Origin of the sequence: Amorphoplanes digitatis, assembly GCF_014205335.1 — a bacterium.
GTDB classification, from domain to species: domain Bacteria; phylum Actinomycetota; class Actinomycetes; order Mycobacteriales; family Micromonosporaceae; genus Actinoplanes; species Actinoplanes digitatus.
Map to the genome: position 1 here is coordinate 4,984,675 of NZ_JACHNH010000001.1, position 25,623 is coordinate 5,010,297.

Genomic DNA, 25,623 nt, shown 5'->3' on the forward strand with positions numbered 1-25,623 from the left:
CCCGCCGCGGTTCAGCGCGCGGTCGCGGCGGAGTCGGACCCCCAGCGGGCGGTCATCCAGCGGGCGCCGCGGCGCCCCAGCCGCTGCCCGGGCACCTCGACGAACCGGTGCGTCAGCCAGGAGATCCCCAGCAGCAGGCCGAGGTAGCCGAGCGCGACCGGTACCTCCGCGAGGACCGGCAGCCGGTCGCCGAGCGGGGTCAGGACCGGGCTCAGCAGCTGGAGCAGCACGAAGTGCACGAGGTAGACGGAGTAGCTGATCCGGCCCAGCCAGGCGAGCGGGCGCGGCGTGCGCCCGTCACGGGCGAGCAGGCCGAGCGCGAACAAGCCGCCGAAGACCAGCAGCGTGACGATCGCGCGGGTCCGGTACGTCGCCGTCGGTGCGCCGAGCGCGTCCAGTTGGGCGTACCAGGTAATGATCAGCGCGGCGCCGACGGCCGCCGCGACCGCGCCCGCCCGCCACCAGCCGGTCTGCCCGTGCTGGGCGCGGTGGATGGTGGTGCCGACGAACATGACCGCGACGATGAGCAGCCCGTCCCAGACGTGCGCGGGGTCCTGGTTGGCCGCCAGCAGGGTGACGGCGATCGCGGCGAGCAGCAGCGCGCCGACGGCGACGGCCCAGCGCCGGCCGCTGGCCACCGCGGGCAGGCCGGCCGCCAGGCCGAGCGCCACCGCGACGGTGACGGGCGTCGCGGGGAGCAGCGCCGGCGCCAGCGGGACGGCCGCCACCGAGACCGCCGCGAGCAGGACGGCCACCGCGCCGCCGCCGCGGTGCAGCCGCAGCGCGAACAGCGCGCTGACCAGCAGGTAGAACGCCATCTCGTAGGTCAGCGTCCAGAAAACCGGGGTGACAAGGGGAACGCCGAGCAGGTGCGGCAGCATCGTGAGGTGCGCCAGCGCCGCGGTCGCGGGGTGCGCGACCAGGTCCCGGTCCATCGGCACCAGCCCGAACGCGGCGAGGCACAGCGCCAGGACGGTGACCACGAGATAGAGCGGCAGCAGCCGGGCGATCCGGCTCACCCAGAACGACCGGATACTGCCGTGCCGCTCCAGCGACGCCGGGATGATGTATCCGCTGACCAGGAAGAACAGCATGACCCCGGCGGTGCCGGCGTGCAGCCACTCGCCGGTGAAGCCCCGCACGCCGCGGAACAGGTAGCGGCTGAGGTGCGCGTAGACGACAAGGAGGACGGCGACCGCCCGCAGGCCGTCCAGCCAGGCCATCCGTTCGGCCCCGGCACCGGGCGCCGGCGCGGGCCGGGCGTGTACGGCGGGGGCGGTGTCGAGCACCCGCGAACGATAGCCCGGGGTCAGGCCGTCCGCCTGCGGGCGAGGGCCACGTCGGCCATCAGCCGGTCCCAGGCCGGGTCCTCGCGGAACGGCCCGGCCGGCAGGCCCTTGCCGACCCGGGCCCACATGTACTCCCACCACGCCGCCACCCGCACCGGCCACAGCCCGACGCGCACCGCGCCGGCGAGGAAGCAGCGGTGCGTCAGCAGGGTCGCCGCGAGGGTCTCCGGATCCAGCTCGAGGCTCGGATCGTCGATCGCCCGGCCGAGCGCCCGCACGTCGCGGTGCATCTCCGAGTACGCGACCAGGCCGGGCGCGGACGGCACCTTCAGGGGCCCGTCCCCGGTGACCATGTCCGCCGCGTAGGACGGCATGAACACGACGTCGTCGGCGATGATGATCAGCGGCAGCTTCTCGTGCCCGCGCCGGACCTCGAGCTCGACGCCCGGCACCCCGGTCGGCGCGATGAGGTACTCGTAGTCGAGCACGTCGGCGGCCGAGATCCGTACGGCGTCACCGATCGCCGGCACCCGCGCGACCACGAGACCGCCCTCGACCGACACCTCGGGGCCGGGCACCTCGGCGATCACCCGCGCGAGTTCGTCAGTGTCCATGCGCTGGTTATACCCAGCCACGGCAAACTTCACAAAGCGGCCGTATGACGTCGTGAACCTGCCTGAAGTCGACCGAGAGGATGATCCGGAACGGTCGGCACCGCCGCTACGCTCCGCCCGTGAACGAGATCGAGTCAGCCCGCCGGCCCCGCTCGGCGCTGTGGACCGTCCTGATCGTGGTCGCCGTCCTCGCGGTCGCGGCGATCGTCTTCGTTCTGACGACGGGCGGCGGCACGCACAAGGTCACGTTCGAGGTGGCCTCCAGCGGCGAGAAGGTCTCCTCGATCATCTACGGCTCGGGCGACAAGCAGCTGGGCAAGGACGTCGGCACCGCCGCCGCGACACCCTGGTCGAAGTCGGCCGACATCTCCGACACCGACGGCGACCTGTGGCTGCGCGCCCTGTCACCCGCCGGCGGCGCGATCACCTGCACCATCTGGGTCGACGACCGGGTGGTCGTGGAGTCCACGACCCTGTCCGGCGCGAACTGCGTGATCCCGTTCGACGAGGCCCTCGACCACTAGCGATTGATACTTGTCAACATATTGACAATCTTGTTTCCTGGATCGATGCTCGGGAGAGCGCTCTCAACGTCGATCGTGGGATGTGCCGATGATGAACTCCCGCCGTCTCGCCGCCCTCACCGTCCTGGCACTGACCGGCGCGTTCGCGCCCGGACCGGCCGCCGCCCGCGCCGCCGCGCCGCCGCCCGCTCCCCCGTCGACCCTGGCGCAGACCGGCATCCGCGCGGCGGACCCCAGCGTGATCCGCATCGGCACCCGGTACGTCTCCGTGCAGTCGCTCAACGGCGGCATCGCCGTGCGGCAGGCCTCGTCGCCGGACACCCTCGCCGCCGCGCCGGCCCGCCAGGTGTGGAGCGACACCCGCAACCTGGGTGAGGTGTGGGCGCCGGAGATTACCTTCGACGGCGGCCGCTACCACATCCACTTCTCCGCGGGACGCGGCTCCGCACACCGCATGTACGTGATCAGCTCGCCGACCGCCGACTCGGGGTACACCGCCGAGACCCGCCTCGTCCTGCCGGACGACAAGTGGGCGATCGACGGCAGCATGTTCACCTACAACGGGCAGCGCTGGTTCGTCTGGTCCGGCTGGGCCGGCGACACCAACGTCGAGCAGAACCTCTACATCGCCCGGATGACCAGCCCCAGCGCGACCACCGGCGGCCGGTACGTCATCTCCCAGCCCCGCGAGTCCTGGGAGCGCGTGGTCGGCAACCCGTTCATCAACGAGGGCCCCGAGCCGATCCGGGACCCTCGTTGATGAACGGGTTCTACTCCGCCAACGGCAGCTGGAGCGAGCAGTACTGCCTCGCCGACCTGCGGCTGAGGGCCGGCGGCGACCCGACCTACGTCTGGGACTGGTACAAGTCCAACGGATGCCTCTTCGGCTCCAACCGCGCCACCATGATGGCCGGCTGGGACCCGACCCTTTACGTGAACGGGCCCGGGCATCACAGCTTCGTCCTGCTCAACGGCGACATCGGCACCAGCCCGCCGGCCGGCTCCCGGTTCCCGCTGATGTACCACGCCGTCGCCAAGGGCACGCCGTACTCGTGGGCGAACCGCTACTGGTACACCGGAACGTTCCTGTGGTGGGGAAACAGCACCTACCGGCGCGCCAACGTGCCGGGCGCGAACACCGACACGGGGTTCAGCCTCAAGTTCTTCGAGTAGCGCACGCCGTATGGTCGGCGCCATGACGCGCATCCTGCTGATCTCCGGCAGCACCCGCGAGGGATCCCTGCACACCTCCGCCCTGCGCACGGCGGCGCGGCTCGCGCCGGCCGAGATGACCACCATCCTGTACGAGGGCCTGCGCGGGCTGCCCGCGTTCGTTCCCGGCGACCCGGCCGTGCCCGGCGCCGTCGCCGACCTGCGGCTCGCCGTCGAGCAGGCGGACGCCGTGCTGTTCAGCACCCCGGCGTACGCGGGTTCGCTGCCGGGCACGCTGAAGAACCTGCTCGACTGGCTGGTGGCCGGCGGCGACCTGGTCGGCAAGGCCGCGGCCTGGCTCTCCGTGGCGCCGCCCGGCGAGGACGACGGCGCCCGCTCGACGCTGGAGACCGTGCTCACCCACGGCAGCGCCCGGATCCTGCGCGCCGCCTGCATCCGCACCCCGGTCAGCCCGGACGCCGTCGACGCGCAGGGCCTCGTGGACGACCCGCGGCTGCGGCTGGCGCTGACCGACACACTGCGCGCCCTCGACCGGCTGCTGGCGGTGCCGGACAAGCGCGACCAGCCGTCCTGGCAGACGTACTCGAGCGTCTACCCGGTGGTGCTGCGACGCGATCCGACGGTCACCCGCCACGGGCGCGCACCGTCCTGACCTGGCGGGGGCCGGGCGGCAGCGCGCGGCGCCGGCGGAGCACGAGCCCGGTGAGCCGGGCGAGGCCGTACTCGTAGGCCGCGGCGCCGAGGTTGGCGCCGCCCAGGAAGACCAGGGCGTTGGTCGAGGTGATCGAGTCGCTGATCAGCGCCGCGCCGAAGGCGCCGCCGTAGTAGGGCACCTCCTTGACGAGCTCCATGCCCACGTACCCGGCGGCCGCGGCCAGCCGGGCCGCCCGCAGGCCGGTCGTGCGGCGCCGGGTCAGGTCGTACGCCGCCTTGGAGAGCGCGTTGGTGCTGGTACCGGTCGCCGCCAGCAGCGCGCCGTTGGCCCGCGCGCCGGCGCGCAGCCCGAGCGCCCAGGCCGCGTAGCTGATCACCAGGAACACCACCGTCCACCGGTGGCCGAGGCCGCTCAGCAGCCCGGAGGCGACCAGGCAGACGCCGGTCGCGGTGGCGCCGGCGTCCAGGGCGTACGCCGACATCGCGGTGGCGGCCAGGCTGACGGCCCACCTGCGCAACCCTGGGCGGCGCGCGATCGCTACTGGTGCCATGCCCCACCAAACGCGACCGGACGTATCCGGATACGCAGCGACATTCCGCACCGAACCGTCACTGCCCGGAGTCGGGCAGGGATCGCCGAATGGGCGCTCCGCGCAGTTGCCGCGGCGTAGCCTCAACGGGTGAGACCGGCTCCGGCGGTGGACTTCTCACCCGGTGGCGAGCCTCGACGACTCCGCCGACGGGCGCTGCGGATTCTCGTTCCGATCATCGCTCTGGGGCTGGTCGGCACGGCCCTGGCCGCCCTCGCCCTGCGCCGCACCGAGGAGGACCGCCTCGACCGGGCGCTGGACCAGCAGACCGTCGCCGTCGAGCGGACGTTGTCGGCCGAGATGCGCCGCTACAGCACCTCCCTGCAGGACATCGCCGGCGCCGTCGGCGCGCAGAGCCGGCTCGAGGCGGCCGAGTTCAACGCGATCACCGCCACCACCAACCGGCAGCGGCTGCCCGGTGCGACCGGCGTCGCGTTCGTCGTGCCGGCCGGCGACGCGCCGATCACCGCGGTGCAGCGCTTCTGGCGCGAGTCCGGGAATCCCGGCCTGCGGCTGCGGCCCACGCCGGGCGCCGCCGAGCACCTGTTCGTGGTCATGGCACACCCCATCGACGGCGTCGGCGACGCGGTGGGCCAGGACATGGCGGCGTCGCCCCAGGCCACGGCGGCCCTGCGCAAGGCGCGGGACACCGGTCAGGTCGCGATCAGCTCCGCCTACCGGCTGCTGCGCGACGCGAACCTGCCCGCGGCCCGGCAGCAGCTGTCGTTCGTGCTTGTCGCGCCGGTGTTCGCCACCTCGCCCGGCGCGCCGGACACCGGGCGGTTCCGCGGGTGGATGATGATGGGCGTACGCGGCGGGAGCTTCCTGAGCGAGGCGATCGGCCGGACCGCGGGGAACACGGTCGCCGTCACCCTGATCGACCAGACCGCCGGGGTCCTGAAGCCGTTCGGCTGGTGGCGGCCGGCGGCCCCGATCGACCGGGACCGGGCGGCCCGCACCGTCGCGATCGCGGTGCCGCAGGGTAAATGGGTGGTCGCCGTCGAGGCCACCGAGCGGCTGCTGCCCGACGCCGACCTGCACCTCGACCTCGTCGCCTGGGGGGTCGGCGGGGTGATCACCCTGCTGCTCGCGACCCTCACCGGCACGGTCATCACGTCGCGCAACCGCGCGCTGCGCAGGGTGGACGCCGCGACCGCCGCGCTGCGCGACGACATCGAGCGCCGCGAGGCGGTCGAGCTGCAACTGCGCCAGCGCGAGACGGAGCTGGTCGGCTTCGCCGGCGTCGTCGCACACGACCTGCGCAGCCCGCTCGCCCGGATCGCCGGGTACTGCGACCTGCTCCGGGACGAGGCCGGGCCCCGGCTCGACCCGGAGCACCGCGACTACCTCGAGCGCCTCTACGCCGGCGCGCAGGACATGCGGTCGCTCATCGACGACCTGCTGAACTACGCGATGGCCGAGAACCAGGACCTGGTCACCACCGAGGTCGACCTCAACCGGGTGGTGGCCGAGGTGGTCCGCGAGCGGGTGAACGGCCAGGGCGTCCTCCAGCCCAAGATCGTCGTATGGCCGCTGCCGAGCGTCGAGGCCGACGCCACAATGCTGCGGCAGGTCCTCGACAACCTGATCGGCAACGCCCTCAAGTACGCGCCGGCCGGCGAGGACCCGAGGATCGAGATCACCGGCCGCCCGGTGGACGGCGGCGGATGGCACATCGAGGTGGCCGACCGCGGCATCGGCGTGCCCCGGGACCAGGTCGACACCATCTTCGAGGCGTTCACCCGGGCCCGCGGCAGCGAGCGATATCAGGGCACCGGCCTGGGCCTGGCGATCGTGCACCGCGTCGTCGAGCGCCACGGTGGCGAGGTCGGCGTCGCCGCGAACCCGGGCGGCGGCAGCCGCTTCTGGTTCTCCCTCCCGCCGGTCCGGTGCCGGGTGCCCCGGCCCGGCTCCCCCGGCGGCTGAGCGCGCACGCCCGAGCACTCGGCGCTCACGGCGTCGCCGCCGCGACCATCTCCCGGTACGCGGCGACGCCGTCCGGATCCGGGTACCCGCCCGGCGGCATGACCGACGTGCCGAGGTACCAGTTGCCGTGCTGCCAGTAGCAGACGATCTGGAAGCCGTGCGACCTCAGCCAGTCGAAGGAGGCGCGGATGGCGGGTCCCCGCGACGCCCGGACGCCCAGGTCGTCGTCGATTCCCCACTCGGCGAGCGCCAGCGGCCGGCCGAGCGCGCCGAACGCCGCGAACCACCGCCGCATCCGCGGGTCCAGGCCGATGCTGACCGGGTCGTCGGGCTCGGCGCCCCGGGCGCTCGCCTGCCAGTAGAGGCCGAGCCCGTACCCGTCGGCGAAGGCGGCCGGCACGACCCAGTCCCGGACCTCGCGGTCGCCGCCGGTGCCGTTCCTGGTGACCAGCGCCGACTCCGGCCGCCACTGGTAGCCCATGTACACCGGCACCACGTCGATGGCCGGATTTATCGTCTTGGCCAGGTGATACACCCGTTTGAAGGCCCGTACGAACCGCACGCCGGTCATGTCGTCCTCCGGCTCGTGGAAGTACGTCAGGATGCCGTCCTCCGGCATCGCCGCGGCGACGGACAGGATCTCCCCGTCGCAGAATCCCGCGGCCACGGCGGTGGGCGTGCAGGTGGTCTTGAACGAGTACCAGAGCCTCGCGCCGTACTCACGCTGGCAGTCGATCGCGTCCGGCGGCGGGGGCAGGCCCCGCGCGGCGAACACCCGGCGGATGCCCAGCTGCTCGCCGAGGTTGGCACGCTCCTCGAGGAAGCCGGCGCAGGTGTTGGCGTCGTCGATGACATCGTTCTCGGAGGTGGTGGCGCCGACGGCGAACGTCGGCAGGTACAGGGCCGATGCGGGAGCCGGTACCGGCGAGCCGGCCAGCACGAGCGCGATCGTCAGGGCAGCGTGCATGCGTCCTCCGCAGGTACTGGCGGTGCACGATGATGGGCCTCATCCGGGCACGCCGATCCCTTGTGGACCTGGGGTGCGCGGGTTCACGAACCGGGCGGGCGGGGCCGGGGACGGGGCTGCTCTCGTCGACGGCCTGGCCACTCCGCGGTGGACCCGGCCAGATCGTGGCCGGGTCTTGACACCGCCGGGGTGTCCATCCATCAACGACACCAGCATCACACCGGGCGCGCCATAATCAACCACCCGAAAGGCGACGAATCACCTCGAATAGGTTAACTATCCCGAGTGGTTGTTGCTCCTGACTGATGGCTTGTGTGCGACATGGCGGGAGCCGGCCGCTACGCGGCGGGCCCGGTGACGCGCACGACCAGGCCGGCCCGGTGCCGGGTGCCCTCGATCAGTTCCGCGTTGCGCTGGTCGGAGCCGTGCGAGCGCTCGGCCGCCTCCTCGGGGCTGCGGCCGAACCGGACGTGGCGCTCGATCAGCCGCGCCAGCCGCAGGTCCTCGCCGGGCTCGACGTACCAGGACTGATCGAGCAGTTCGGCGATGCCGCCCCACCGGTCGTCGTCGACGAGCAGGTAGTTGCCCTCGGTGATGATCAACGGGACGGTGCGGTGCACCGGCACCGCGCAGGCGATGGACTCCTCGAGGCCGCGATCGAACTCGGCCGCGTACACGATCTCGTCGTGCTGGGGCCGCAGCCGGCGCAGCAGGCTGCGGTATCCCGCGGCGTCGAAGGTGTCGGCCGCGCCCTTGCGGGCGTGCCGGCCGAGGCGGTGCAGTTCGGCGTTGGACAGATGGAAGCCGTCGAGGCCGACCAGCGCGGCCCGGTCGCCGAGCGCGTCGGCGACCTGCCGGGCCAGCGTCGACTTGCCGGCGCCGGGCGCGCCGGCGATGCCGAGGATCCGCCGCCGCCCGTCGGCGGCCAGCGCCCGGGCCGCCTCGACGAGTTCGCCGAGGCCGAGCTCGACGGGGGAATCGGGTGACCGCACCGCTGCCTCCTCGGTCCGTGCCGCCGTCGCCACGGATCGATGAGATTACCGGGCCCAGCCGGGCGCCGCCGACATCCGGCCGAGGCGGTGGCGGACCAGGCGCACGGACAGCGGCACCACGCCGAGGCAGGTCGCGCCGAGCGCGGTGAGCAGCACGGCGGCGCCGCCGGTCGGGTCCGCGCCGGCGGTCGCCGCGCCGGCGCCGCAGAACGCGCCGACCCAGAGCACCGTGCCCAGCGCCGACCAGCCCAGGAAGCGCCCGAACGGCATCCGGGCGATCCCCGCGACGATCGGCACCACGGCGTGGATCACCGCGACGAACCGGACGGCCACCAGCGCCGGTGCGCCGTGCTCGCTCAGGTACGCCTCGGCCCGGTCGAAGCGCTCGGCGCCGATCCGGCGGCCCAGCGCGGTGGTGCGCAGCCGGGCGCCGAAGACGCGGCCGACGGCGTACCCCAGAACCTGGCCGAGCAGCGCGCCGGCCGTGCCCGCCGCCACCGCGCCGGCGAAGCCGACCGGGCCGGCCGGCAGCGAGCCGGCCAGCATGACCACCGACTCGCCGGGCACCAGCAGTCCGAGCAGGAACGTCATCTCGACGGCGGCGGTCAGGAACGTGACAAGCAGGACCGACCACTCGTCCAGCGTGGCAAGCCGGTCGACGAGCGACGCCGCGGCGTCCATCAGGTCTGCGATCACCCGTTCAGCATCGTCGTCCGACCCGGACCGGGGTATCGGGCCATACCCCGAGATAACCCTGATGGACGCCCCGCGTCAGCCCCTGGACCAGACCTGGTTGGCGGCGTGGTGGCAGGTCCAGACGATGACCGCCGCGCCGGGCTCGGTCGACGCGCCCGAGACGTCCAGGCACAGTCCAGACTGCACGGCGGCGACGGTGCCGTCGGCGTTCATCCGGAACTGCTGGTTGGCGCCGCCGTGGCACTCCCACTCGATCACCCGGCTGCCCGCCGTCGTGCCGCCGCCCGAGACGTCCAGGCAGCGGGTGCCGTCGTAGACCCGCAGCTCGCCCGCCGCGGTGAGGTTCCAGCGCTGGTTGGCGCCGCCGTTGCAGTCGAAGATCTCCACGGCCGCGTCGTTGACCACGACGTTGTCGTGCACGTCGAGGCACCGGCCGGAGCCCTGGCCGACGAGCGTGTTACCGGCGTACGCCGCGCCGCCCGAGACCCGGTAGACGACCGTGCCGTGCGGTGGGACGGTGGCGCCGATCGCGCCCGTCGTGGTGGTCGCGGCGCCGCTCCAGAGGTCCCGCAGGGCGTACGTGCCGGCGGCGTTCATGCCGACCTGCGCGGCGCTGGTGGTGATGGTCGCCGCGGTGCCGTTCTCGTTGAAGAGCGCCACCGCGCGGTCCCCGCCGGCCAGCACCTTGCTGAACACCCACTGGCCGCCGCCGTTGCGCACCACGTACGCCTGCCGGCCCAGCGGGTCCTGGTCGACGGCGATGACGGCGCTGTTGGTCAGGATGCTCAGCGTCGCCGGCGTGGCGCCGCGCAGGTCGGCGCCGATCAGCAGCGGCGCCGACATCATCGACCAGAGCGAGAAGTGCGTGCGGTACTCGGTATCGGTCATCCCGCCGTTGCCGACCTCGAGCATGTCGGGGTCGTTCCAGGCGCCCGGCCGCGGGTACGCGGCCAGCACGCTGTTCTGCCGGATGATGTTCAGCACCGAGCCCCAGTTGTCCTCGATGTCGCCGGTGGTGCGCCACAGGTTGCCGACGCCGCCGGCCCAGCGCCACGGCCGGTTCTCGCCCCACTCGCAGATGGCGAACACGATGGGCCGCCCGGTGGCGGCGAGCGCGTCCCGCATCCGGGTGTATCGCTGCACCGCGTCGCGGCCCTGGTTGTTGCAGTTGTCGTACTTGAGGTAGTCGACGCCCCACGAGGCGAACAGCCGCGCGTCCTGCTCCTCGTGGTCGAGCCCGCCGGGGAATCCGACGGAGGAGCACGTCGTGGTGCCGGCGCTGGTGTAGATGCCGAACTTGAGCCCCTTGCCGTGCACGTAGTCGGCGAGGGCCTTGATGCCGTTGGGGAAGCGGTTGAAGTCCGGCACGAGGTTGCCCTGTGCGTCCCGCTGCCGCTGCGCCCAGCAGTCGTCGAGGTTGACGTACTGATAGCCGGCCGCCTTCAGGCCCCGGTCGACGAAGATGTCGGCGATTCCCTTGATCATCGCCTCGTTGAACTCGGCACGGCACTGCGTCGAGTTCCAGTTGTTGAAGCCCATCGGCGGCGTCCGCGCGAGCCCGTTGTCGAGCGCCGCCGCGGGCGCCCGCACCGCGGGCCCGACGACCGCGGCCGCCGCCGCGAGCAGCAGGGAGACGATGATCCGGCCCGTACGCATCGGACACCTCCGTCCACCGCCCCCGGCGCGGGAGCTATAGATGACGGTCTATCCGTTTCGGCCTTTTGTCAACCGTGTTACCAGTTATGGGACGGCCGGAAAAGTAGGACGCCGCTGCGAATTCCACGGGGGAAGAACTCGCAACGGCGTTGCAGGGACAATAGTCGATATCTTGCGTTACGTCCACGCCGGGGCGCACTCAATGATCCAGTGTGCCCGCCGGCGCCATCACCCGCAGCGCGTTGGCGGCCAGCCCGATCCGCAACGGGGTGCGGCCGCGCGGCTCGCCGTCGACCTCGACCCGGGCCGGCCGGTCGGTCTCCAGCCACAGCTCGCCGACCGCGAGGAACGGCTCGTCGCCCAGGGTGCGGCGCTCGCCGCTCGACGCGTTGCGGGCCGTCTCCAGCAGCAGCGCCCGCCGGGCCGGGCCCCCGACCGGGTACGCGACGAGCAGCCGGTCGTCCGCGTGCGCGTCCGCCGTGATCGGCCGGCCGGCGTGGAAGCCGCCGTTGGCGACGTAGAGCTGATGGGTCAGGAACTCGTGCTCGCGCCCGGCGGCCCGCACGACGGCGCGCAGCGGGCGGTGCCGGGCCAGCAGCGCCAGCGCGGTGATCGGGTACGCGAGCCGGCCGGCGATCCGCTTCAGCGGCGGCGGCGCCTTGCGCATCACCTCGGCGGACAGGCCGACGCCGACGTGGTTGGTGAAGAACAGGTCGCCGGCGACCCCCAGGTCGACGTCGACCACCTCGCCGCTCGCCAGCGTGGCGACGGCGGCGCCGAGGTCGAGCGGGACGCCGACGGTGCGGGCGAAGTTGTTGGTGGTGCCCAGCGGCAGCAGCCCCATCGCGATGTCGCGGTGCGCGAGCACGCGCGCGGCCGCGCTGATCGTGCCGTCTCCCCCGCCGACGACGACCAGATCCGCGCCGGAGCCGGCCGCGGCCTCCAGGGTCCGCTCCAGCTCGGCGGGCCGGTCGACCGGGTGGTCGCCCAGCAGCGTGAAGCCGGCCGCGAGGAGCCCGGCCCGGGCCGTCCCGTACAGCTTGCGGCCGCGGCGGGCGTGCGCGTTCACGACGAGCACCGCACGCCGCGCGCTCCGGATGTCCTCGCCGAGCTGCCGCTTGGTTCGCATTGCCGCAGACCCTATCGAATTCGGCCTGTCACCCGTACGCGGGAATGAGCCGCCGCGGCCGGAGAATCTATGTGGCGGTTCCTGGATTTCCTTATCCGGGGAAGTTAGCGTTTTTCGTATCGAACAGGGAACATCGCGACGCGGACGCGGTGCCCGGCCGTGTTGTCACGACGGGCACCACCAGGAGTCGAAGAGGGACCCACGCCCCCGGAGGGTGCCGCCCGGCTCCGCAGACCCGCCGCACGTGATGGGGCCAGGAAAGCGGTGGAGGGCTCCGTCACCGGCGCAAGGGGAACGTCCGGATTAACCGAGGAAAGGGAGGTCCGTACACCGTTCCTGGATCGCCCGCCGTCGGCTCCGTCCTAGGAGGTGGTCTCCGGTCACGCTTGAGCGATCTCCGCATCCGAAACCGTCACACACGGCCGGTGCGGATACAACCCGACGCGACTGTCGGTAAATGGTGTTTCAGACCCGATCAACCCCGGGCCCCGGCGCATGCGCCGGGGCCCTCGACGGTGTCCCGCCGGTAGGATTCCGGTAGCCCGTCACAGACGGCTACGGAGGCGAACGATCATGACCGAGCCCACCGGAGTGGAGGCACTGCGCGCCGGCCACCGGGCGCTGAGTGCCGCGATCGAGGTCTTCGACGCCGCGCGGGCGGCGTCGACCGAGGCCGCCATCGCCCGCCAGCGCGCCGCGCACGACGCCGAGCGCCGGGCCTGTGACCGCTGGTCGGCGCTGAGCGAGGCGCGCCGCGCCGCCCCCGGCGACCTCCGGCTCGTCGCGCGGGCCGACCAGGCGCACGGCGCGTACGAGGCGGCGCGGGAGGCCTCCCGGGCCGCGGCCCGCGAGGCCGCCGCGGTCGCGCGGGCGGCGCTGGAGGAGTCCGCGCGCGACAGCGCACGGCTGAGCGACCTCGGCGCCCGGTGCCGCGCCGCGGCGCGGATGTCTCCGCGCGCGGAGGCCTGAAAGCCCCGGCGGACGGCGGGGCCGCTGGGTACGGTGGACACGCCTGCCGCAGCAACACCGGGCCGGTGCCATGTACCGCGATCGACCATCGGAAGGCCCGGCATGGTGTCCAGTCCCGTTTCCCAGCGTCCGGCTGTCCCGCTCGCGGAGCGGCAGGACCTGATGCTGACCCCCGATCCGGGGCGCGTGATCGTCAAGCTGTTCGTGCCCGGCGAGGACTCCGCCGTGGTACGCACCCGGGCGCACGCGCTCATCGACCGCATCGCCGAGCTGCCCGGCGACGAGGTCGAACAACTGCTCGACGAGACCGTCGCGGAGTTCGCGGGGCGCCATCGCGACCTGGAGGACACCTTCCGGCACCACTTCGACCTCGTCCGGCACCGCGCGGACCGCGTCGACGAGCTGTCGCCGCACCACCGGCTGCTGGTCGGCGCGTTCTTCACCCACGAGTACGCCGTCGAGGCCGCCGCCCTGTGCAACCCGTCGCTCGTCGCGCACCCCGACCAGTCCGGCCTCGGCGCCGGGCAGTTGCGCGCCGCCGTCAGCGTCCGCCAGATCGGCGAGGGACATCTGTCCAGCATCGGCTTCGTCACGGCCGTCCTCGGACCGGGTGCCGAGCTGGCGGTCACCGAGCGGACCGGGCCACTGGTCGCCGGTGACCGGGCCGAGGCACGCCACCGGCGCGACCTGCTCGCGGCGGGCATGGCCGACGAGGGCTGCGACAACGAGGTGTCGGCGACGCTGCTCGGCGCGCTGCCAGAGCACTTCGACGACGCCACCTTCGAGGAGGTCATCAGCGACCTGCCGAGCGACCTGCTCAGCCGCGAGAACGCCCTGGAGACCCTCGAACAGCTGCGCCGCATGAACGCGGGCAGCTACGCGACGGAGTTCCCCGCCGACACCCTGCTGCATCAGCGGGTGCTCTGGCCGGCCAACGCGATCGAGAGCCACGGCATGGAGGACGCCCGCTTCGTGCGGTACGTCGGCGACGACGGCGTGCCGGTCTACCAGGCCACCTACACCGCGTACGACGGCCGGGCCATCGCCACCCGGGCGCTGTGCACCACGGATCTGCGGCGCTTCGAGATCGAGCCCATGCGCGGCCCCGGCGCGCGCAACAAGGGCGTCGCGCTGTTCCCCCGGCCGGTCGCCGGCCGCCGGCTCGCCCTGTGCCGCACCGACGGCGAGACCATCGGCCTGACCGTCCTCGGGCCCGACGCCCGCTGGCGGGAACCCGTGCCGCTGCACGGCCCCCGCCGCGGCTGGGAGCTGACCCAGACCGGCAACTGCGGCTCGCCCATCGAGACCGATGCGGGCTGGCTGGTGCTCACCCACGGCGTCGGCGCGATGCGCCGGTACGCGATCGGCGCGATCCTGCTCGACCTGCGCCACCCCGAGCGGGTCGTCGCCGAGCTCCCCTACCCGCTGCTGGCGCCCGGCGGCAACGAACGCGAGGGCTACGTGCCCAACGTCATCTACTCCTGCGGCGGGCTGATCCACGCCGGCCGGCTCTGGCTGCCGTACGGCGCCGGCGACGCGCGGGTCGGCTTCGCCACCACCGACGTCGATGCCCTCCTGGCCGCCATGACGCCGATGAACCGGGACCTCAGGTCAGCTCGATGACGCCGTCGACGCGTTCCGGCCGCCGGCAGGTCGTGGTCACCGTGACCGAGCTGCCGCTGTACGCGCTCGCCTGCATCGACTCCATGACGTCCAGGACGTGCAGCGCGACGTCGACGCCGGTGCGGTGCGGACGGTCCTCGGACAGGGCCTGGCTCAGGTCGAGCAGCCCCACGCCGCGGCCCGCGCCGGCATAGCCCGCGCTGGGCTCCAGCGTGGTCCAGTGCTCCGCCGCGGCGGGGTGCAGCCGTACGTCTCCGGCGAACCGGTTGGGATCCGGCACGGACAGCGAACCCGACGACCCGTACACCTCGATGTACGGCAGGCGGGTGGCCCAGATGTCGAAACTCATGATCATCGTGGTGAGCGCGCCGCCCTCGTGCTCCAGCAGGCCGGTCACGTGGCTGTCGACGTCGACCGGGAACGACGTGCCGGCGCGCGGGCCGTCGGCGATGGTCCGCTCGTTGCGCGGCCGCGACGACATGCCCGCGACGCGGCGCACGGGCCCGAGCAGGTGCACCAGCGTGGTCAGGTAGTAGGGGCCCATGTCCAGCAGCGGCCCGCCGCCCCGCTGGTAGTAGAACTCCGGGTCCGGGTGCCACCGCTCGTGGCCCGGCACGGTCATGAAGGCCGTCGCGGCGAGCGCCGTGCCGATCGCGCCGGACTCCAGGGCCGCCCGCGCCGTCTGCACCCCGGTGCCCAGCACGGTGTCGGGCGCGCACGCGGCGCGCACCCCGGCGGCGGCCGCGGCCTCGGCGATCGCCAGGCCGTCGGCGCTCTCCGCCGCGAGGGGCTTCTCCCCGTACACGTGCTTGCCGGCGGCGATCGCCGCGAGCGCGACGGCCGCGTGCCCGGCCGGCGTCGTCAGGTTCAGGACGACGTCGACGTCGTCGGCCGCGAGCAGCTCCGGCAGGGTGGCCACCCGGGCGCCGGGATGCTGATCGGCCAGCGCGCGTGCGCGCTCCGGGTCCAGGTCGGCGACCGCGGTCACCGCCAGGCCCGGCAGCCGGGAGAGCGTCGCGCCGTACTGACCGCTGATCTTGCCGGCGCCCACGATGCCGACCCTCAACGTGCCGCCCACAGCAGGCCCCTCTCGACGATCGTCCGCACGTTCGGGTCGCGCAGCACCTCGACCTTGTGGCCGGGGGTCGCGACGAAGACGCGGCCCCGGCCCCACCTGCGGGTCCAGACGGCCGGCGCGGTGACCGGCCGAGTCCAGGCCGCCCACGGCCGCACGGCGGTGGTCGTGGTGGCCAGGACGTCGACGTAGTCGTCGGTCAGGACCCAGTACTGCTCGGTCTCGAGATCGAAGTCGGCGATCCCCTCGGTGATCGGATGCTCCGCGGCCGCCGGCGTCATAGTGATCCTGTGTGCGACGTAGTTGTCGGACTGCTCGTCCGTCCTCTCCCCGGGCGCGCAGCGTGCGGCGTGCGCGACGAACTGCCCGCCGACGAGTTGCAGGTAGTCCGCGCTGGCGCGGTAGGAGTCGACGATCCCGCCGTGCCAGCCGGCCAGGCCGGTGCCGGACTCGACCGCGGCCACCAGGCCGGCGATCTCCGGCGGCGCGATCGTCGACATGGTCACGCACTGCACCACCAGGTCGATGCCGCTCATCAGCTCGGGGTCCGCGTACGGCGCGGGTGAGTCCGCCACCTGCACGGCGAAGCCCCGCCCGCGCAGGTAGGGAATGAACAGGTCGGTGGCGCCGACCGGCTCGTGGCCGTCCCAGCCTCCACGCACGACCAGCGCCCGGCGTTCGAGTGTCATCCGTCCCCCTTCGACCGATGATGGTCATCTTCCCAGCCCGGCGCGGTGGCGCATAGATGACCGTTCAGCTCCTGCCCGGGTACGGTTTACCGATGAGCGGTGACGTCGCGCTGGCCGCGCCCCATCCGGCGGCCGTCGAGGCCGGCCGGGCGGCCGTCGCCGCGGGCGGCAACGCGCTCGACGCGGCGCTGGCCGCGGCCGCCGCCCTGACCGTCGTCTACCCGCACCAGTGCTCGATCGGCGGCGACCTCACCGCCGTGGTCCGGCCCGCCGGCGGCGGCGCCCGCGCGGTGCTGTCGCTCGGCGCCGCGGCCGCCGCGATCGACGTGGACGCCCTGCGCGCGGGCGGCGCCACCGCGATGCCGGAGAGAGGCCCGTCGACCGTGACCGTGCCCGGCGTGGTGGCGGGCTGGGCCGCGGTGGCCGCGCTCGGTGCCCGCCTCGGCTGGGCCGAGCGGCTGCGCCCGGCCATCGCGCTCGCCCGCGACGGCGCGCCGGTCAGCGCCGGGCTGGCCCGGGCGATCCGGGGCGGCCGCGCCGTGATCGACGCCGATCCGGGCCTGTCGGCCGTGTTCGGCGACGCGCGGGAGGGCACCCTGCTGACGCAGCCGGCGCTGGCCGGGTCGCTGCGGGAGCTGGCCGGCGACTGGAACGACCTCTACACCGGGCCGCTGGGGCTTCGCCTCGCGGCCGGGCTGCGGCGGCTCGGCAGCCCGCTGACGGCCGCGGACCTCGCCGCGCACCGCGCCGAGACCACCGACCCGTTGACCGCGTACGCGCACGGCGCCGAGTGGGCCGCGGCTCCCCCGCCCAGCCAGGGTGCGACGTTCCTGGCCGTACTCGGATCCGATCGGAGGCTCGCCGCCGCGTGGCGCGCCCGGTCGGCCCGCGACGCGCTGCTCGGCGACCCGCGCACCGGCCCGGTTGACCTGCCCGGGCTGCTGCTGCGCGACGCCCGGCCGGCGCACCCGGTCGCGCCCGGCCGGCGCCCGACCGGCGACACGGTGGCGGTCACCGCCGTCGGCGCGGACGGCACCGCGGTGTCCCTGATACAGAGCGTGTTCGACAGCTTCGGCGCCGGCCTGCTCGAGCCGGACACCGGCATCGTGCTGCACAGCCGCGGCTCGATGTTCAGCCTCGACCCGGCGCACCCGGGCCGCCTCGCGCCCGGGTCCCGGCCACCGCACACCCTGTGCCCCACGGTGGCCGTCGCCGGGGACACCGTGGTGGCGCTGGGCTGCCAGGGCGGCCTGTCCCAGCCGTGGATCCTGGCCCAGGTCGCCGCGGACGCGCTGACCGCGGCCGACCCCGCCGAGCTCGTGCGCCGGCCGCGCTGGATCATCGACGGCGGCGACCGGCCCCGCCTGGTGCTGGAGCCCGGCGTACCGGGCGCCGACGGCCTCGCCGCCGAGGCCGCCTCGCTCGGGCTGGCGGTCACCACCACCGCGGCGCCGCACGACCGGGCCGGGCACGTCCAGCTGGCCCGGCTGCGCGACGGCGTGCCCGACGCGGGCAGCGACCCGCGGGCCGACGGGATCGCCGCGGTGTTCTGAGCGCCGGGCCTCAGCGGCCCGGGCCGGCCTGCCGCGGCTCGGGGGCCGGCAGCCACCGGCCGACGATGGCGTCCACGTCCTCCAGGGTCAGCGGCGCGCCGAGGTCCCCGGTCGAGGGCGCGGCTCGAAGGCCGTCGAGCAGCAGTTGCCGGTAGCGGACATAGGTGTCCGGCCGGAACTGCTCGCTGTGGTGCGCGATCTCGCTGACCATCATCATGAGCAGCGGAATGTCGTGCACGTCGAAGTCGCCGCGCAGCGTGCCCTCGGCCTGCGCGCGCTCGACGAGCCGCTGCACCGGCGGCGCCATGCGCTCGCCGACGCGGGCCCGGCGCCGGCTGCCGAGCGCGGCGTCCCGCAGCCCGCGGTCGGCGGCGTGCATGTCGGTGATGCGGCAGATGAGCCTGGTCAGGCCCTCCCACGCGGTCGGCGCCAGCAGGGCCGCCTCGGCGAGGCCGGCCAGCTCCTCGAGCCGGTCCTCGAGCGCCACCTCGACCAGGGCCTCCTTGGTCGGGAAGCGCCTGTACACCGTGCCGATGCCGACGCCGGCGTGGTGCGCCACGTCGTCGAGCGTCGCGGTGAGGCCCCGCGTCGCGAACACCTCCCGGGCCGCCTCGATGATGCGCCGGCGGTTGAGCTCCGCGTCGCGGCGCAGCGGCCGGGGCGAACCCCCCGCAGCGCGCCCCTCGGTGGTGGCCATGTGACTCAGGGTAACAAATGGAGAAGAGTTCTCAGCTTTGTTGACCTCGGCCCGATACGGAGCGAGCACCTCAACTTCCCCTGCCGCCGCGAAGGACCCCGATGACGACGACCACCGGCCGTTCCAGGTCCGGCGCCAAGGCCAAACGCCCCAAGAACGGCACCAAGGCCAAACAGGCCAAGCCCCGTACCAAGGCCAAGCGACCCAAGCCGGGCGTAAAGACCGAACGACACAAGCCCGGCATCCCCAGCGTAATCATCAAGGCCGAACGGCCCGAGCCAAGCGCGGCCACCAGGACCGACCCACCCATGCCCGCCGCCGAGCCTGCGGCCGCGCCCGTCGCGCCGGACCGGCACGCGGGTCGCTGGTGGGCACTCGTGGTGCTCGCCATGGCGCAGCTGATGGTGGTCCTCGACGCCACGATCGTGAACATCGCGCTGCCCACCGCCCAGCACGAGCTCGCCTTCTCCGACTCCGGCCGGCAGTGGGTCGTCACCGGCTACGCGCTGGCCTTCGGCAGCCTGCTGCTGCTGGGCGGACGCCTGTCGGACTCGCTCGGCCGCAAGAAGATGTTCCTCATCGGCCTCGTCGGCTTCGCCGTCGCCTCGGCGCTCGGCGGCGCCGCGCAGGGCATCGAGATGCTGATCGCCGCCCGCGTCCTCCAGGGCGCGTTCGGCGCCGCGCTCGCGCCGGCGGCCCTGTCCCTGCTGTCGACGACGTTCACGAACCCGGCCGAACGCGGCAAGGCGTTCGGCATCTTCGGCGCCATCTCCGGCGCCGGCGGCGCCGTCGGCCTGCTGCTCGGCGGCGTGCTCACCGAGTACGCCTCCTGGCGCTGGTGCCTCTACGTCAACCTGATCATCGCCGCGGCGGCGGTGCTCGGCGCGATGTTCAAGCTGCACGACGAGCCGGCCGCCGCCCGCGCACGCGGCCGCCTCGACCTGCCCGGCGTCGTCACCGCGGTCGGCGGCCTGGTCGCCCTGGTCTACGGCCTCGGCAACGCCGAGACCGCCGGCTGGAGCGACCCGAAGACGTACGGCTTCGTCTGCGGGGGCGTCGTCGTGCTCATCGCGTTCGTCGCGATCGAACGCCGCGTCGCCAACCCGCTGCTGCCCCTGCGGGTCGTGCTCGACCGCAACCGCGGCGGCTCGTACGCGGCCATCGCCATCGCCGGCGCGGCCATGTTCGGCGTGATGCTGTTCCTCACCTACTACCTGACGAACGCCCTCGGCTTCAGCCCGGTGCAGACCGGCCTCGCCTTCCTGCCCATGCTCGGCGGCGTCATGCTCACCGCCACCACCATCGGCTCGCGGTTCACCCCGCGCATCGGCCCGCGCCCGCTGGTGCCGGTCGGCGCGCTCGCCGCGTCCGCCGCCATGCTCTACCTGACCCGCCTCGACCTGAACTCCAGCTACGTCACCGGCGTGCTGCCCGGCCTGATCCTCATGGGCCTGGGCATGGGCCTGATCTTCTCGCCCACCCAGAACACGGCCACCTCCGGCATCCGCCACCAGGACTCCGGCGTGGCCTCGGCGATGATCAATACCGCGTCCCAGATCGGCGGCTCCATCGGCACCGCGCTGCTCAGCTCGTTCGCCGCCACCGCGGCCGCCGACTACCTGAGCAGCCACACCCCCGGCCGGCAGACGGCGGCACTCGCCTCGATGAGCGGCTTCCACACCGTCTTCTGGTGGGCGGCCGGCCTCTACGCCGCCTGCGCCGTCGTCTCCGCCCTGCTCTTCCGCACCGGCCCACTCACCGTCGACCCGGACGCCGCACCGGTCATCGCACACTGATCCGCCTCTTCACAAACATCCGCTTGTGCAAACGTTGACTTGCGATAGGGTGCTGAGGTGCCCGCCGCAGACCTCGACCTCGCCTTCGCCGCCCTCGGGGACCCGGTTCGCCGCGCGCTGCTGTCCCGCCTCGCACACGGCGATGCCACCGTGGGAGAGCTCGCGGAACCCTTCGACCTGACCCAGCAGGCGATCTCCCACCACGTCGGCGTCCTGCGCCGATGCGGCCTTGTCGAGCAGCGACGGGAAGGCACCCGGCGGCCCTGCCGGCTGAAGGCCGACCGGCTGGCGCTGCTGAGCACGTGGATCGACGACCAGCGCCGCACCTGGGACGACCGGCTCGACGCGCTCGAACGGCACCTCACCGGCGACGGGGCGGCGCGTTGACCACGGCGGACCTGCGCGGCGACGAGCTCATCGCCGCACGACACCTCCCGGCGGACGCCGAACGGGTGTGGACCGCGTTCACCTCGGCGGCGGGCATAGCCGCGTTCTGGGGCGGTTCACACGCCACCGTCGCTCCCGAGTCGGTCACCGTCGACCTGCGCGTCGGCGGGGAGTTCGCCCTCGACACCCGCGCGCCGAGCGGCGCGACCCGACGGCTCCGCTTTCTCTACGTGCGCATCACGGCACCGCACGAGCTCGTGTTCGACGAGCCCGTCACCGGGCTCCGCACGACCGTCACCATCAGGCCCACCGGCGACGGAACGGACCTCACGGTGCATCAGCGGCGGCTTCCGCCCGAGTTGCGCACGCGACAGGCGGCCGACGGGCTCGCCTCGATCCTCGACGCCCTCGCCACATACCTGGAGAATCCATGACGGACACGGAACAGCGGCGCCTCGTCGCACAGTACTTCGACGGATTCCGGACCGGTGACCACCCGCGGATCCTCGCCACCCTCACCGGCGACGTCGAATGGGTCATCCACGGCCACCGGACCACCCGCGGCAAGGCCGAGTTCGACGGTGAGATCGAGAACCCGGCCTTCACCGGCAGCCCCCGACTCGACGTCCAGCGCGTCCACGAGGACGGACCCGTCGTCGTCACCACCGGCGAGGGCCGTGGCGTCAGCGTCGACCACGGCCCGTTCCGCTTCGCCTTCAACGACCTGTTCACGTTCCGCGACGGGCTCATCGCCCGCGTCGATTCCTATGTGGTCCCGCTGCGCTGAGCCCGAGCGTGGACGCCGAGCAGCCCTCGGCGAGGCACTCGGCGGTCAGGGCTGTCAGCGACGGACGAGAGACCGGGTGTCGAGCTCAAACCGGAACGGACGCTCGGAAGTCAGGCTCGCGCCGGCCTTCACGACGGTTTCCTCGACGTATTGCTGGTCATCGAGGCGGTTGAGCCGCAGCGTCAGCGAATCCGGCGCCTCGTGCTCGACCAGGAGACGTGGTCAACCACCCCCACGCTCATCGACGACGTCACCCCCAACAGCTCACGAGATTCTGTTCACCGCCCACGGTACGGCACGTCGTCAGAGGCGGGCGATGGCCGACGCCGGGTCCTCGATCGCGTCCGCGACGCTGCGCATGAAGCCGGCCGCCGCGCCGCCGTCGCAGACGCGGTGGTCGAAGACGAAGCTCATCTGGGTGATCTTCCGGACGCACAGCTCGCCGTCGACGACCCAGGGGCGGTCCATGATCCGGCCGAAGCCCAGGATCGCCACCTGCGGGTGGTTGATGATCGCGGCGCTGCCGTCGACCCGGAAGCCGCCGTAGTTGTTGAGCGTGAACGTCCCCGCCGCCAGCTCCCGCGCCGTGGCGCGGCCCTCGCGGGCGGCGGCGGTGACCCGCCGGATCTCCTGGTCGAGGCCGGCGGTCGTCATCGCCTCGGCGCCGATGACCGCGGGCACGACCAGGCCGCGGTCGCCCTGCACCGCGATGCCGAGGTTGATCTGCTCGAACTCGACGATCTCCTGGCGCTCGGTGTCCACCCGGGCGTTGAGCATCGGGTACTGCCGCAGTCCCGCGACCACGAAACGGGCGATGTACGCCAGCAGGCCGGGGCCGGGGGTGCTCTCGCGAAGCTGCCAGAGCCGGGTGGCGTCGACGTCGACCCAGACGGTCGCCTCGGGGATCTCGGCGCGGCTGCGGGTCAGCGCCGCCGAGACCGCCCTGCGGAAGCCGCTGAGCGGCACCCGCCGCTCACCCGGTGCCGCCGGGGTGGCGGCGGTCGCGGCGACGGGACTCCGCAGCGCCCGCTCGACGTCGGCCCGGACGATCAGGCCGCCGGGCCCGGTCGCCTCGATGGTCCGCAGGTCGAGCCCGCCCTCGCGGGCGAGCCGGCGCACCAGCGGCGAGATCACCAGCGGGGCGCGGTTCGACGCGGGCGCCGGGCACGCCGGCTGGGCGTCGGAAGGCGCGGGGGCCGGGTGTGCCGGCTGGGCGCTGGAAGGCGCGGGGGCCGGGTGTGCCGGCTGGGCGCTGGAAGGCGCGGGGGCCGGGCGTGCCGGCTGGGCGCTGGAAGGCGCGGGGGCCGGGCGTGCCGGCTGGGCGCTGGAAGGCGCGGGGGCCGGGCGTGCCGGCGCGGAGCCCGCCCGGGGGCGGCGGCGCCGCGTCGTCGCCGCGGCGCCCGAGGTGCCGTACCCGATCAGCACGTTGCCGGAGCCGGCCTGCTCCTCCTCGCGGTAGGTCTCGGCCGCGGGCACGAGTGCGGTCACCGTGAGCAGGGGCCGGCCGACCTCCAGCGTGACGCCCTCGCCGGCGTGCCGGGTCGCGACCCGGCCGGCGTACGGCGTCGGCACCTCGACGAGCGACTTCGCGGTCTCGACCTCGACAACGGCCTGGTCGACGGCGACGGTGTCGCCCTCGGCGACGAGCCAGCGCACCACCTCCGCCTCGGTGAGACCCTCGCCGAGGTCCGGCAGCAGGAAGATCTGCTCGCTCATGAGTCCTCCCACTGCAGGTCGTCGACGGCGTCCAGCACGCGGTCGACGCCGGGCAGCTGGAAGTGCTCCAGCTTCGGCGGCGGGTACGGGATGTCGAAGCCGGTGACCCGCCGGATCGGCGCGGCGAGGGAGTGGAAGCACCGCTCGGTGACGCGCGCGACGATCTCCGACGACACGCTGGCGAAGCCGGACGCCTCCGCGACGACCACGGCGCGCCCGGTGGAGCGGACGGCGGCGCAGACGGTCTCGTCGTCGAACGGCACGATCGAGCGCAGGTCGACGACCTGCAGGCTGCGGCCCTCCTGCGCGGCCAGCGCGGCGGCCTCGAGCGCGACCGGGACGGACGGCCCGTACGCGATGAGCGTGGCGTCGGTGCCCTCGCGGCGCACGACGGCCGTGCCGATCCCGGGCACCTTCTCCGCGAGCTCGACCTCCTCCTTGCTCCAGTAGAGCTTCTTGGGCTCGAGGAAGACCACGGGGTCGGGCGAGGCGATGGCGTCGCGCAGCAGCCCGTACGCGTCGGCGGGCGTCGCCGGCGCGACAACGTGCAGGCCGGGCGTGTGCGCGTAGTACGACTCGGAGGAGTCGCAGTGGTGTTCGACGCCGCCGATGCCGCCGGCGTACGGCACCCGGATCACCATGGGCAGCGTGACCCGCCCGCGGGTGCGGTTGCGCATCTTCGCGACGTGGCTGACGATCTGCTCGAACGCCGGGTAGGCGAACGCGTCGAACTGCATCTCCACGACCGGGCGCATGCCGTTCATCGCCATGCCGACGGCGACGCCGACGATGCCGGACTCGGCGAGCGGCGTGTCGAAGCAGCGGTCCTCGCCGAATTCGGCGGTGAGGCCGTCGGTGATCCGGAAGACGCCGCCGAGCGGGCCGACGTCCTCGCCGAAGACCACGACCGTCGGGTCCTCGGCCATCGCGTCGCGCAGCGCGCGGTTGAGCGCCTGCGCCATCGTCAGCTTCTCGTGCGCGGTCATCGCTGCGCTCCTTCGCGGTCCAGCTCGTCGGCGACCAGCGCCGCCTGCTCCGCCAGCTGCGGGGTGGGTGTCGCGTACACGTGGGCGAACAGCTGCCGGTGGTCCGGTTCGACGTCGCGGTTGAGGCCGTCGCGGACGTGCTCGGCGACCCGCTCGGCCCGCGCCGCGAACTCCTCGCGCCGCGCGTCGCTGAGCAGGCCGCGCTCGCGCAGGTGCGCCTCGAGGCGGGTGATGGGGTCGCGCTCGACCCAGGCGGCGACGTCGGAGTCCTGGCGGTAGCGGGTGGCGTCGTCGGCGTTGGTGTGCGCCTGCATCCGGTAGGTGTGCGCCTCGACCAGCTGCGGGCCCTCGCCGGCCCGGGCCCGGGCAACGGCGTCGCCGAGGACGGCGAGCAGCGCGGCCATGTCGTTGCCGTCGACGCGCCGCCCCGGCATGCCGTAGCCGATGCCCTTGTGCGCCAGGGACGGCGCGGCGGACTGGCGGGCGAGCGGGACGCTGATGGCGTACTCATTGTTCTGCACGAAGAACACGACCGGGGCGCGGAAGACGGCGGCGAAGTTGAGCGCCTCGTGGAAGTCACCCTCGCTGGTGCCGCCGTCGCCGCACATCGCCATGGCGACGGTCGGCTCGCCGCGCAGCCGCGCGGCGTGCGCGACGCCGACGGCGTGCGGCAGCTGGGTCGCCAGGGGCGTGGCGTGCGGGGCGACCCGGTGCTCGTTCGGGTCGTAGCCGCAGTGCCAGTCGCCCTTGAGCAGGGTCAGCGCCTCGACCGGGTCGACACCGCGGCCCATCGCGGCCACGGTGTCGCGGTAGGTCGGGAAGAGCCAGTCACCGTCGGCGAGCACCTGCGCGGCGGCGACCTGACAGGCCTCCTGCCCGTGCGACGACGGATAGACGGCCAGCCGGCCCTGCCGGACCAGCGCGTACGCCTGGTCGTTGAACCGCCGGGCGGTGACCAGGGCGTCGAAGGCCCGGAGCAGGTCCGCGTCGGCCGGTAGGGAGTACCCGGCGGCGTCGGCCGGTCGCCCGTGCGCGTCGATGAGCATGACGGGCTCCGACGGCAGGAGGTGGTGCAGGTCACCTGTCATGGAGCCATGGTGATTGTCCGACCAATCGGCCGCCACAAGTGGGAGAA

26 protein-coding genes are annotated in these 25,623 nt (G+C 73.6%); 12 read left to right on the forward strand and 14 right to left on the reverse strand.

Going from position 1 to position 25,623, the window contains the following annotated elements:
* Positions 1 to 11: 11 nt before the first annotated feature.
* Together BJ971_RS21770 and BJ971_RS21775 are read right to left on the reverse strand one after the other, a co-directional pair.
* On the reverse strand, positions 12 to 1,289 hold the full coding sequence (locus BJ971_RS21770) for an acyltransferase family protein (RefSeq protein WP_184995078.1): 1,278 nt from the start codon (positions 1,287 to 1,289) through the stop codon (positions 12 to 14).
* A gap of 20 nt (positions 1,290 to 1,309) precedes the next feature.
* Complete coding sequence (locus BJ971_RS21775) at positions 1,310 to 1,903, reverse strand: hypothetical protein (RefSeq protein ID WP_184995079.1); 594 nt, start codon at positions 1,901 to 1,903, stop codon at positions 1,310 to 1,312.
* 119 nt (positions 1,904 to 2,022) lie between these two features.
* On the opposite strand from BJ971_RS21775, the gene BJ971_RS21780 reads away from it, so the two are divergent.
* The 4 genes from BJ971_RS21780 to BJ971_RS21790 all read left to right on the forward strand — a co-directional run bounded on the left by BJ971_RS21780 (position 2,023) and on the right by BJ971_RS21790 (position 4,252).
* A complete protein-coding gene (locus BJ971_RS21780; RefSeq protein ID WP_184995080.1) occupies positions 2,023 to 2,427 on the forward strand; it encodes a hypothetical protein in 405 nt (134 codons plus the stop codon).
* An 88-nt stretch (positions 2,428 to 2,515) separates the two neighbouring features.
* The gene (locus BJ971_RS41460; RefSeq protein WP_260415138.1) at positions 2,516 to 3,187 is read left to right on the forward strand and encodes a family 43 glycosylhydrolase; all 672 of its coding nucleotides are present in this window, start codon (positions 2,516 to 2,518) and stop codon (positions 3,185 to 3,187) included.
* Positions 3,187 to 3,600, forward strand: coding sequence for a glycoside hydrolase family protein (locus BJ971_RS41465; protein ID WP_239087583.1), 414 nt, complete (start codon positions 3,187 to 3,189; stop codon positions 3,598 to 3,600). The genes BJ971_RS41460 and BJ971_RS41465 overlap by 1 nt, the downstream gene beginning before the upstream one ends.
* Before the next feature lie 22 nt (positions 3,601 to 3,622).
* The gene (locus tag BJ971_RS21790) at positions 3,623 to 4,252 is read left to right on the forward strand and encodes an NADPH-dependent FMN reductase (protein WP_184995081.1); all 630 of its coding nucleotides are present in this window, start codon (positions 3,623 to 3,625) and stop codon (positions 4,250 to 4,252) included.
* Here the strand turns inward: BJ971_RS21790 and BJ971_RS21795 are convergent.
* On the reverse strand, positions 4,224 to 4,805 hold the full coding sequence (locus BJ971_RS21795) for a hypothetical protein (protein WP_184995082.1): 582 nt from the start codon (positions 4,803 to 4,805) through the stop codon (positions 4,224 to 4,226). The two genes, BJ971_RS21790 and BJ971_RS21795, sit on opposite strands and share 29 nt — an antisense overlap.
* A gap of 129 nt (positions 4,806 to 4,934) precedes the next feature.
* Between BJ971_RS21795 and BJ971_RS21800 the strand changes: the two genes are divergently transcribed.
* Positions 4,935 to 6,770 carry an ATP-binding protein gene (locus tag BJ971_RS21800; RefSeq protein WP_184995083.1) on the forward strand — a complete coding sequence of 612 codons (1,836 nt, stop codon included), beginning with the start codon at positions 4,935 to 4,937 and terminating at the stop codon, positions 6,768 to 6,770.
* Positions 6,771 to 6,795: 25 nt separating this feature from the next.
* Here the strand turns inward: BJ971_RS21800 and BJ971_RS21805 are convergent, their stop codons facing one another.
* The 5 genes from BJ971_RS21805 to BJ971_RS21825 form a co-directional block, all read right to left on the reverse strand.
* Positions 6,796 to 7,737: a hypothetical protein gene (locus tag BJ971_RS21805; RefSeq protein ID WP_184995084.1), complete on the reverse strand. Its 942-nt coding sequence runs from the start codon at positions 7,735 to 7,737 to the stop codon at positions 6,796 to 6,798.
* Positions 7,738 to 8,075: 338 nt separating this feature from the next.
* Positions 8,076 to 8,729, reverse strand: a complete 654-nt coding sequence (locus BJ971_RS21810) for a nucleoside/nucleotide kinase family protein (protein WP_184995085.1) — start codon at positions 8,727 to 8,729, stop codon at positions 8,076 to 8,078.
* A gap of 45 nt (positions 8,730 to 8,774) precedes the next feature.
* On the reverse strand, positions 8,775 to 9,425 hold the full coding sequence (locus BJ971_RS21815) for a DedA family protein (RefSeq protein ID WP_184995086.1): 651 nt from the start codon (positions 9,423 to 9,425) through the stop codon (positions 8,775 to 8,777).
* A 75-nt stretch (positions 9,426 to 9,500) separates the two neighbouring features.
* On the reverse strand, positions 9,501 to 11,081 hold the full coding sequence (locus tag BJ971_RS21820) for a glycoside hydrolase family 27 protein (RefSeq protein WP_184995087.1): 1,581 nt from the start codon (positions 11,079 to 11,081) through the stop codon (positions 9,501 to 9,503).
* Between the two features lie 199 nt (positions 11,082 to 11,280).
* A complete protein-coding gene (locus tag BJ971_RS21825; RefSeq protein ID WP_184995088.1) occupies positions 11,281 to 12,210 on the reverse strand; it encodes a diacylglycerol/lipid kinase family protein in 930 nt (309 codons plus the stop codon).
* Between the two features lie 573 nt (positions 12,211 to 12,783).
* Here BJ971_RS21825 and BJ971_RS21830 point away from each other — a divergent pair.
* Both BJ971_RS21830 and BJ971_RS21835 read left to right on the forward strand, forming a co-directional pair.
* Positions 12,784 to 13,179: a hypothetical protein gene (locus BJ971_RS21830; RefSeq protein WP_184995089.1), complete on the forward strand. Its 396-nt coding sequence runs from the start codon at positions 12,784 to 12,786 to the stop codon at positions 13,177 to 13,179.
* A gap of 102 nt (positions 13,180 to 13,281) precedes the next feature.
* A complete protein-coding gene (locus tag BJ971_RS21835; RefSeq protein ID WP_184995090.1) occupies positions 13,282 to 14,802 on the forward strand; it encodes a glycoside hydrolase family 130 protein in 1,521 nt (506 codons plus the stop codon).
* Here the strand turns inward: BJ971_RS21835 and BJ971_RS21840 are convergent.
* Complete coding sequence (locus BJ971_RS21840) at positions 14,786 to 15,880, reverse strand: Gfo/Idh/MocA family protein (RefSeq protein ID WP_184995091.1); 1,095 nt, start codon at positions 15,878 to 15,880, stop codon at positions 14,786 to 14,788. The two genes, BJ971_RS21835 and BJ971_RS21840, sit on opposite strands and share 17 nt — an antisense overlap.
* Positions 15,865 to 16,566, reverse strand: a complete 702-nt coding sequence (locus BJ971_RS21845) for a ThuA domain-containing protein (protein WP_184995092.1) — start codon at positions 16,564 to 16,566, stop codon at positions 15,865 to 15,867. Before BJ971_RS21845 ends, BJ971_RS21840 begins: the two co-directional genes overlap by 16 nt.
* A 92-nt stretch (positions 16,567 to 16,658) precedes the next feature.
* Here BJ971_RS21845 and BJ971_RS21850 point away from each other — a divergent pair, with 92 nt between their 5' ends.
* Positions 16,659 to 18,119 (forward strand): gamma-glutamyltransferase, encoded by a 1,461-nt coding sequence (locus BJ971_RS21850; protein ID WP_184995093.1) that lies wholly within the window; start codon positions 16,659 to 16,661, stop codon positions 18,117 to 18,119.
* Positions 18,120 to 18,129: 10 nt separating this feature from the next.
* On the opposite strand, the gene BJ971_RS21855 is transcribed toward BJ971_RS21850, so the two are convergent.
* Positions 18,130 to 18,816 carry a TetR/AcrR family transcriptional regulator gene (locus BJ971_RS21855; RefSeq protein ID WP_184995094.1) on the reverse strand — a complete coding sequence of 229 codons (687 nt, stop codon included), beginning with the start codon at positions 18,814 to 18,816 and terminating at the stop codon, positions 18,130 to 18,132.
* A 308-nt stretch (positions 18,817 to 19,124) separates the two neighbouring features.
* Between BJ971_RS21855 and BJ971_RS21860 the strand changes: the two genes are divergently transcribed.
* Genes BJ971_RS21860 through BJ971_RS21875 form a run of 4 tightly spaced genes read left to right on the forward strand, consistent with a single transcriptional unit; the run spans position 19,125 to position 21,786 of the window.
* On the forward strand, positions 19,125 to 20,612 hold the full coding sequence (locus tag BJ971_RS21860) for an MFS transporter (protein ID WP_184999025.1): 1,488 nt from the start codon (positions 19,125 to 19,127) through the stop codon (positions 20,610 to 20,612).
* Between the two features lie 57 nt (positions 20,613 to 20,669).
* A complete protein-coding gene (locus BJ971_RS21865) occupies positions 20,670 to 20,999 on the forward strand; it encodes an ArsR/SmtB family transcription factor (protein WP_184995095.1) in 330 nt (109 codons plus the stop codon).
* Positions 20,996 to 21,433, forward strand: a complete 438-nt coding sequence (locus BJ971_RS21870; protein WP_184995096.1) for an SRPBCC family protein — start codon at positions 20,996 to 20,998, stop codon at positions 21,431 to 21,433. The genes BJ971_RS21865 and BJ971_RS21870 overlap by 4 nt, the downstream gene beginning before the upstream one ends.
* On the forward strand, positions 21,430 to 21,786 hold the full coding sequence (locus BJ971_RS21875) for a nuclear transport factor 2 family protein (RefSeq protein ID WP_184995097.1): 357 nt from the start codon (positions 21,430 to 21,432) through the stop codon (positions 21,784 to 21,786). The genes BJ971_RS21870 and BJ971_RS21875 overlap by 4 nt, the downstream gene beginning before the upstream one ends.
* Positions 21,787 to 22,089: 303 nt before the next feature.
* On the opposite strand, the gene BJ971_RS21880 is transcribed toward BJ971_RS21875, so the two are convergent.
* The 3 genes from BJ971_RS21880 to pdhA are packed head-to-tail and all read right to left on the reverse strand — an operon-like array spanning position 22,090 to position 25,576.
* Entirely contained in the window at positions 22,090 to 23,502 is a 1,413-nt protein-coding gene (locus BJ971_RS21880; RefSeq protein WP_184995098.1) for a dihydrolipoamide acetyltransferase family protein, read from the reverse strand.
* The gene (locus BJ971_RS21885) at positions 23,499 to 24,488 is read right to left on the reverse strand and encodes an alpha-ketoacid dehydrogenase subunit beta (protein ID WP_184995099.1); all 990 of its coding nucleotides are present in this window, start codon (positions 24,486 to 24,488) and stop codon (positions 23,499 to 23,501) included. The genes BJ971_RS21880 and BJ971_RS21885 overlap by 4 nt, the downstream gene beginning before the upstream one ends.
* The gene (gene pdhA, locus BJ971_RS21890) at positions 24,485 to 25,576 is read right to left on the reverse strand and encodes a pyruvate dehydrogenase (acetyl-transferring) E1 component subunit alpha (RefSeq protein WP_184995100.1); all 1,092 of its coding nucleotides are present in this window, start codon (positions 25,574 to 25,576) and stop codon (positions 24,485 to 24,487) included. The genes BJ971_RS21885 and pdhA overlap by 4 nt, the downstream gene beginning before the upstream one ends.
* Positions 25,577 to 25,623 lie beyond the last annotated feature (47 nt).

What these genes read in the sequence shown, in the direction of transcription:
- pdhA (WP_184995100.1), bottom strand. Translation starts at nt 25,576, where the DNA reads ATGACAGGTGACCTGCACCACCTCCTGCCGTCGGAGCCCGTCATGCTC.
- BJ971_RS21845 (WP_184995092.1), bottom strand. Translation starts at nt 16,566, where the DNA reads ATGACACTCGAACGCCGGGCGCTGGTCGTGCGTGGAGGCTGGGACGGC.
- BJ971_RS21855 (WP_184995094.1), bottom strand. Translation starts at nt 18,816, where the DNA reads ATGGCCACCACCGAGGGGCGCGCTGCGGGGGGTTCGCCCCGGCCGCTG.
- BJ971_RS21805 (WP_184995084.1), bottom strand. Translation starts at nt 7,737, where the DNA reads ATGCACGCTGCCCTGACGATCGCGCTCGTGCTGGCCGGCTCGCCGGTA.
- BJ971_RS21860 (WP_184999025.1), top strand. Translation starts at nt 19,125, where the DNA reads ATGCCCGCCGCCGAGCCTGCGGCCGCGCCCGTCGCGCCGGACCGGCAC.
- BJ971_RS21820 (WP_184995087.1), bottom strand. Translation starts at nt 11,081, where the DNA reads ATGCGTACGGGCCGGATCATCGTCTCCCTGCTGCTCGCGGCGGCGGCC.
- BJ971_RS21790 (WP_184995081.1), top strand. Translation starts at nt 3,623, where the DNA reads ATGACGCGCATCCTGCTGATCTCCGGCAGCACCCGCGAGGGATCCCTG.
- BJ971_RS21775 (WP_184995079.1), bottom strand. Translation starts at nt 1,903, where the DNA reads ATGGACACTGACGAACTCGCGCGGGTGATCGCCGAGGTGCCCGGCCCC.
- BJ971_RS21875 (WP_184995097.1), top strand. Translation starts at nt 21,430, where the DNA reads ATGACGGACACGGAACAGCGGCGCCTCGTCGCACAGTACTTCGACGGA.
- BJ971_RS41460 (WP_260415138.1), top strand. Translation starts at nt 2,516, where the DNA reads ATGATGAACTCCCGCCGTCTCGCCGCCCTCACCGTCCTGGCACTGACC.
- BJ971_RS41465 (WP_239087583.1), top strand. Translation starts at nt 3,187, where the DNA reads ATGAACGGGTTCTACTCCGCCAACGGCAGCTGGAGCGAGCAGTACTGC.
- BJ971_RS21880 (WP_184995098.1), bottom strand. Translation starts at nt 23,502, where the DNA reads ATGAGCGAGCAGATCTTCCTGCTGCCGGACCTCGGCGAGGGTCTCACC.
- BJ971_RS21795 (WP_184995082.1), bottom strand. Translation starts at nt 4,805, where the DNA reads ATGGCACCAGTAGCGATCGCGCGCCGCCCAGGGTTGCGCAGGTGGGCC.
- BJ971_RS21830 (WP_184995089.1), top strand. Translation starts at nt 12,784, where the DNA reads ATGACCGAGCCCACCGGAGTGGAGGCACTGCGCGCCGGCCACCGGGCG.
- BJ971_RS21885 (WP_184995099.1), bottom strand. Translation starts at nt 24,488, where the DNA reads ATGACCGCGCACGAGAAGCTGACGATGGCGCAGGCGCTCAACCGCGCG.
- BJ971_RS21835 (WP_184995090.1), top strand. Translation starts at nt 13,282, where the DNA reads ATGGTGTCCAGTCCCGTTTCCCAGCGTCCGGCTGTCCCGCTCGCGGAG.
- BJ971_RS21850 (WP_184995093.1), top strand. Translation starts at nt 16,659, where the DNA reads ATGAGCGGTGACGTCGCGCTGGCCGCGCCCCATCCGGCGGCCGTCGAG.
- BJ971_RS21825 (WP_184995088.1), bottom strand. Translation starts at nt 12,210, where the DNA reads ATGCGAACCAAGCGGCAGCTCGGCGAGGACATCCGGAGCGCGCGGCGT.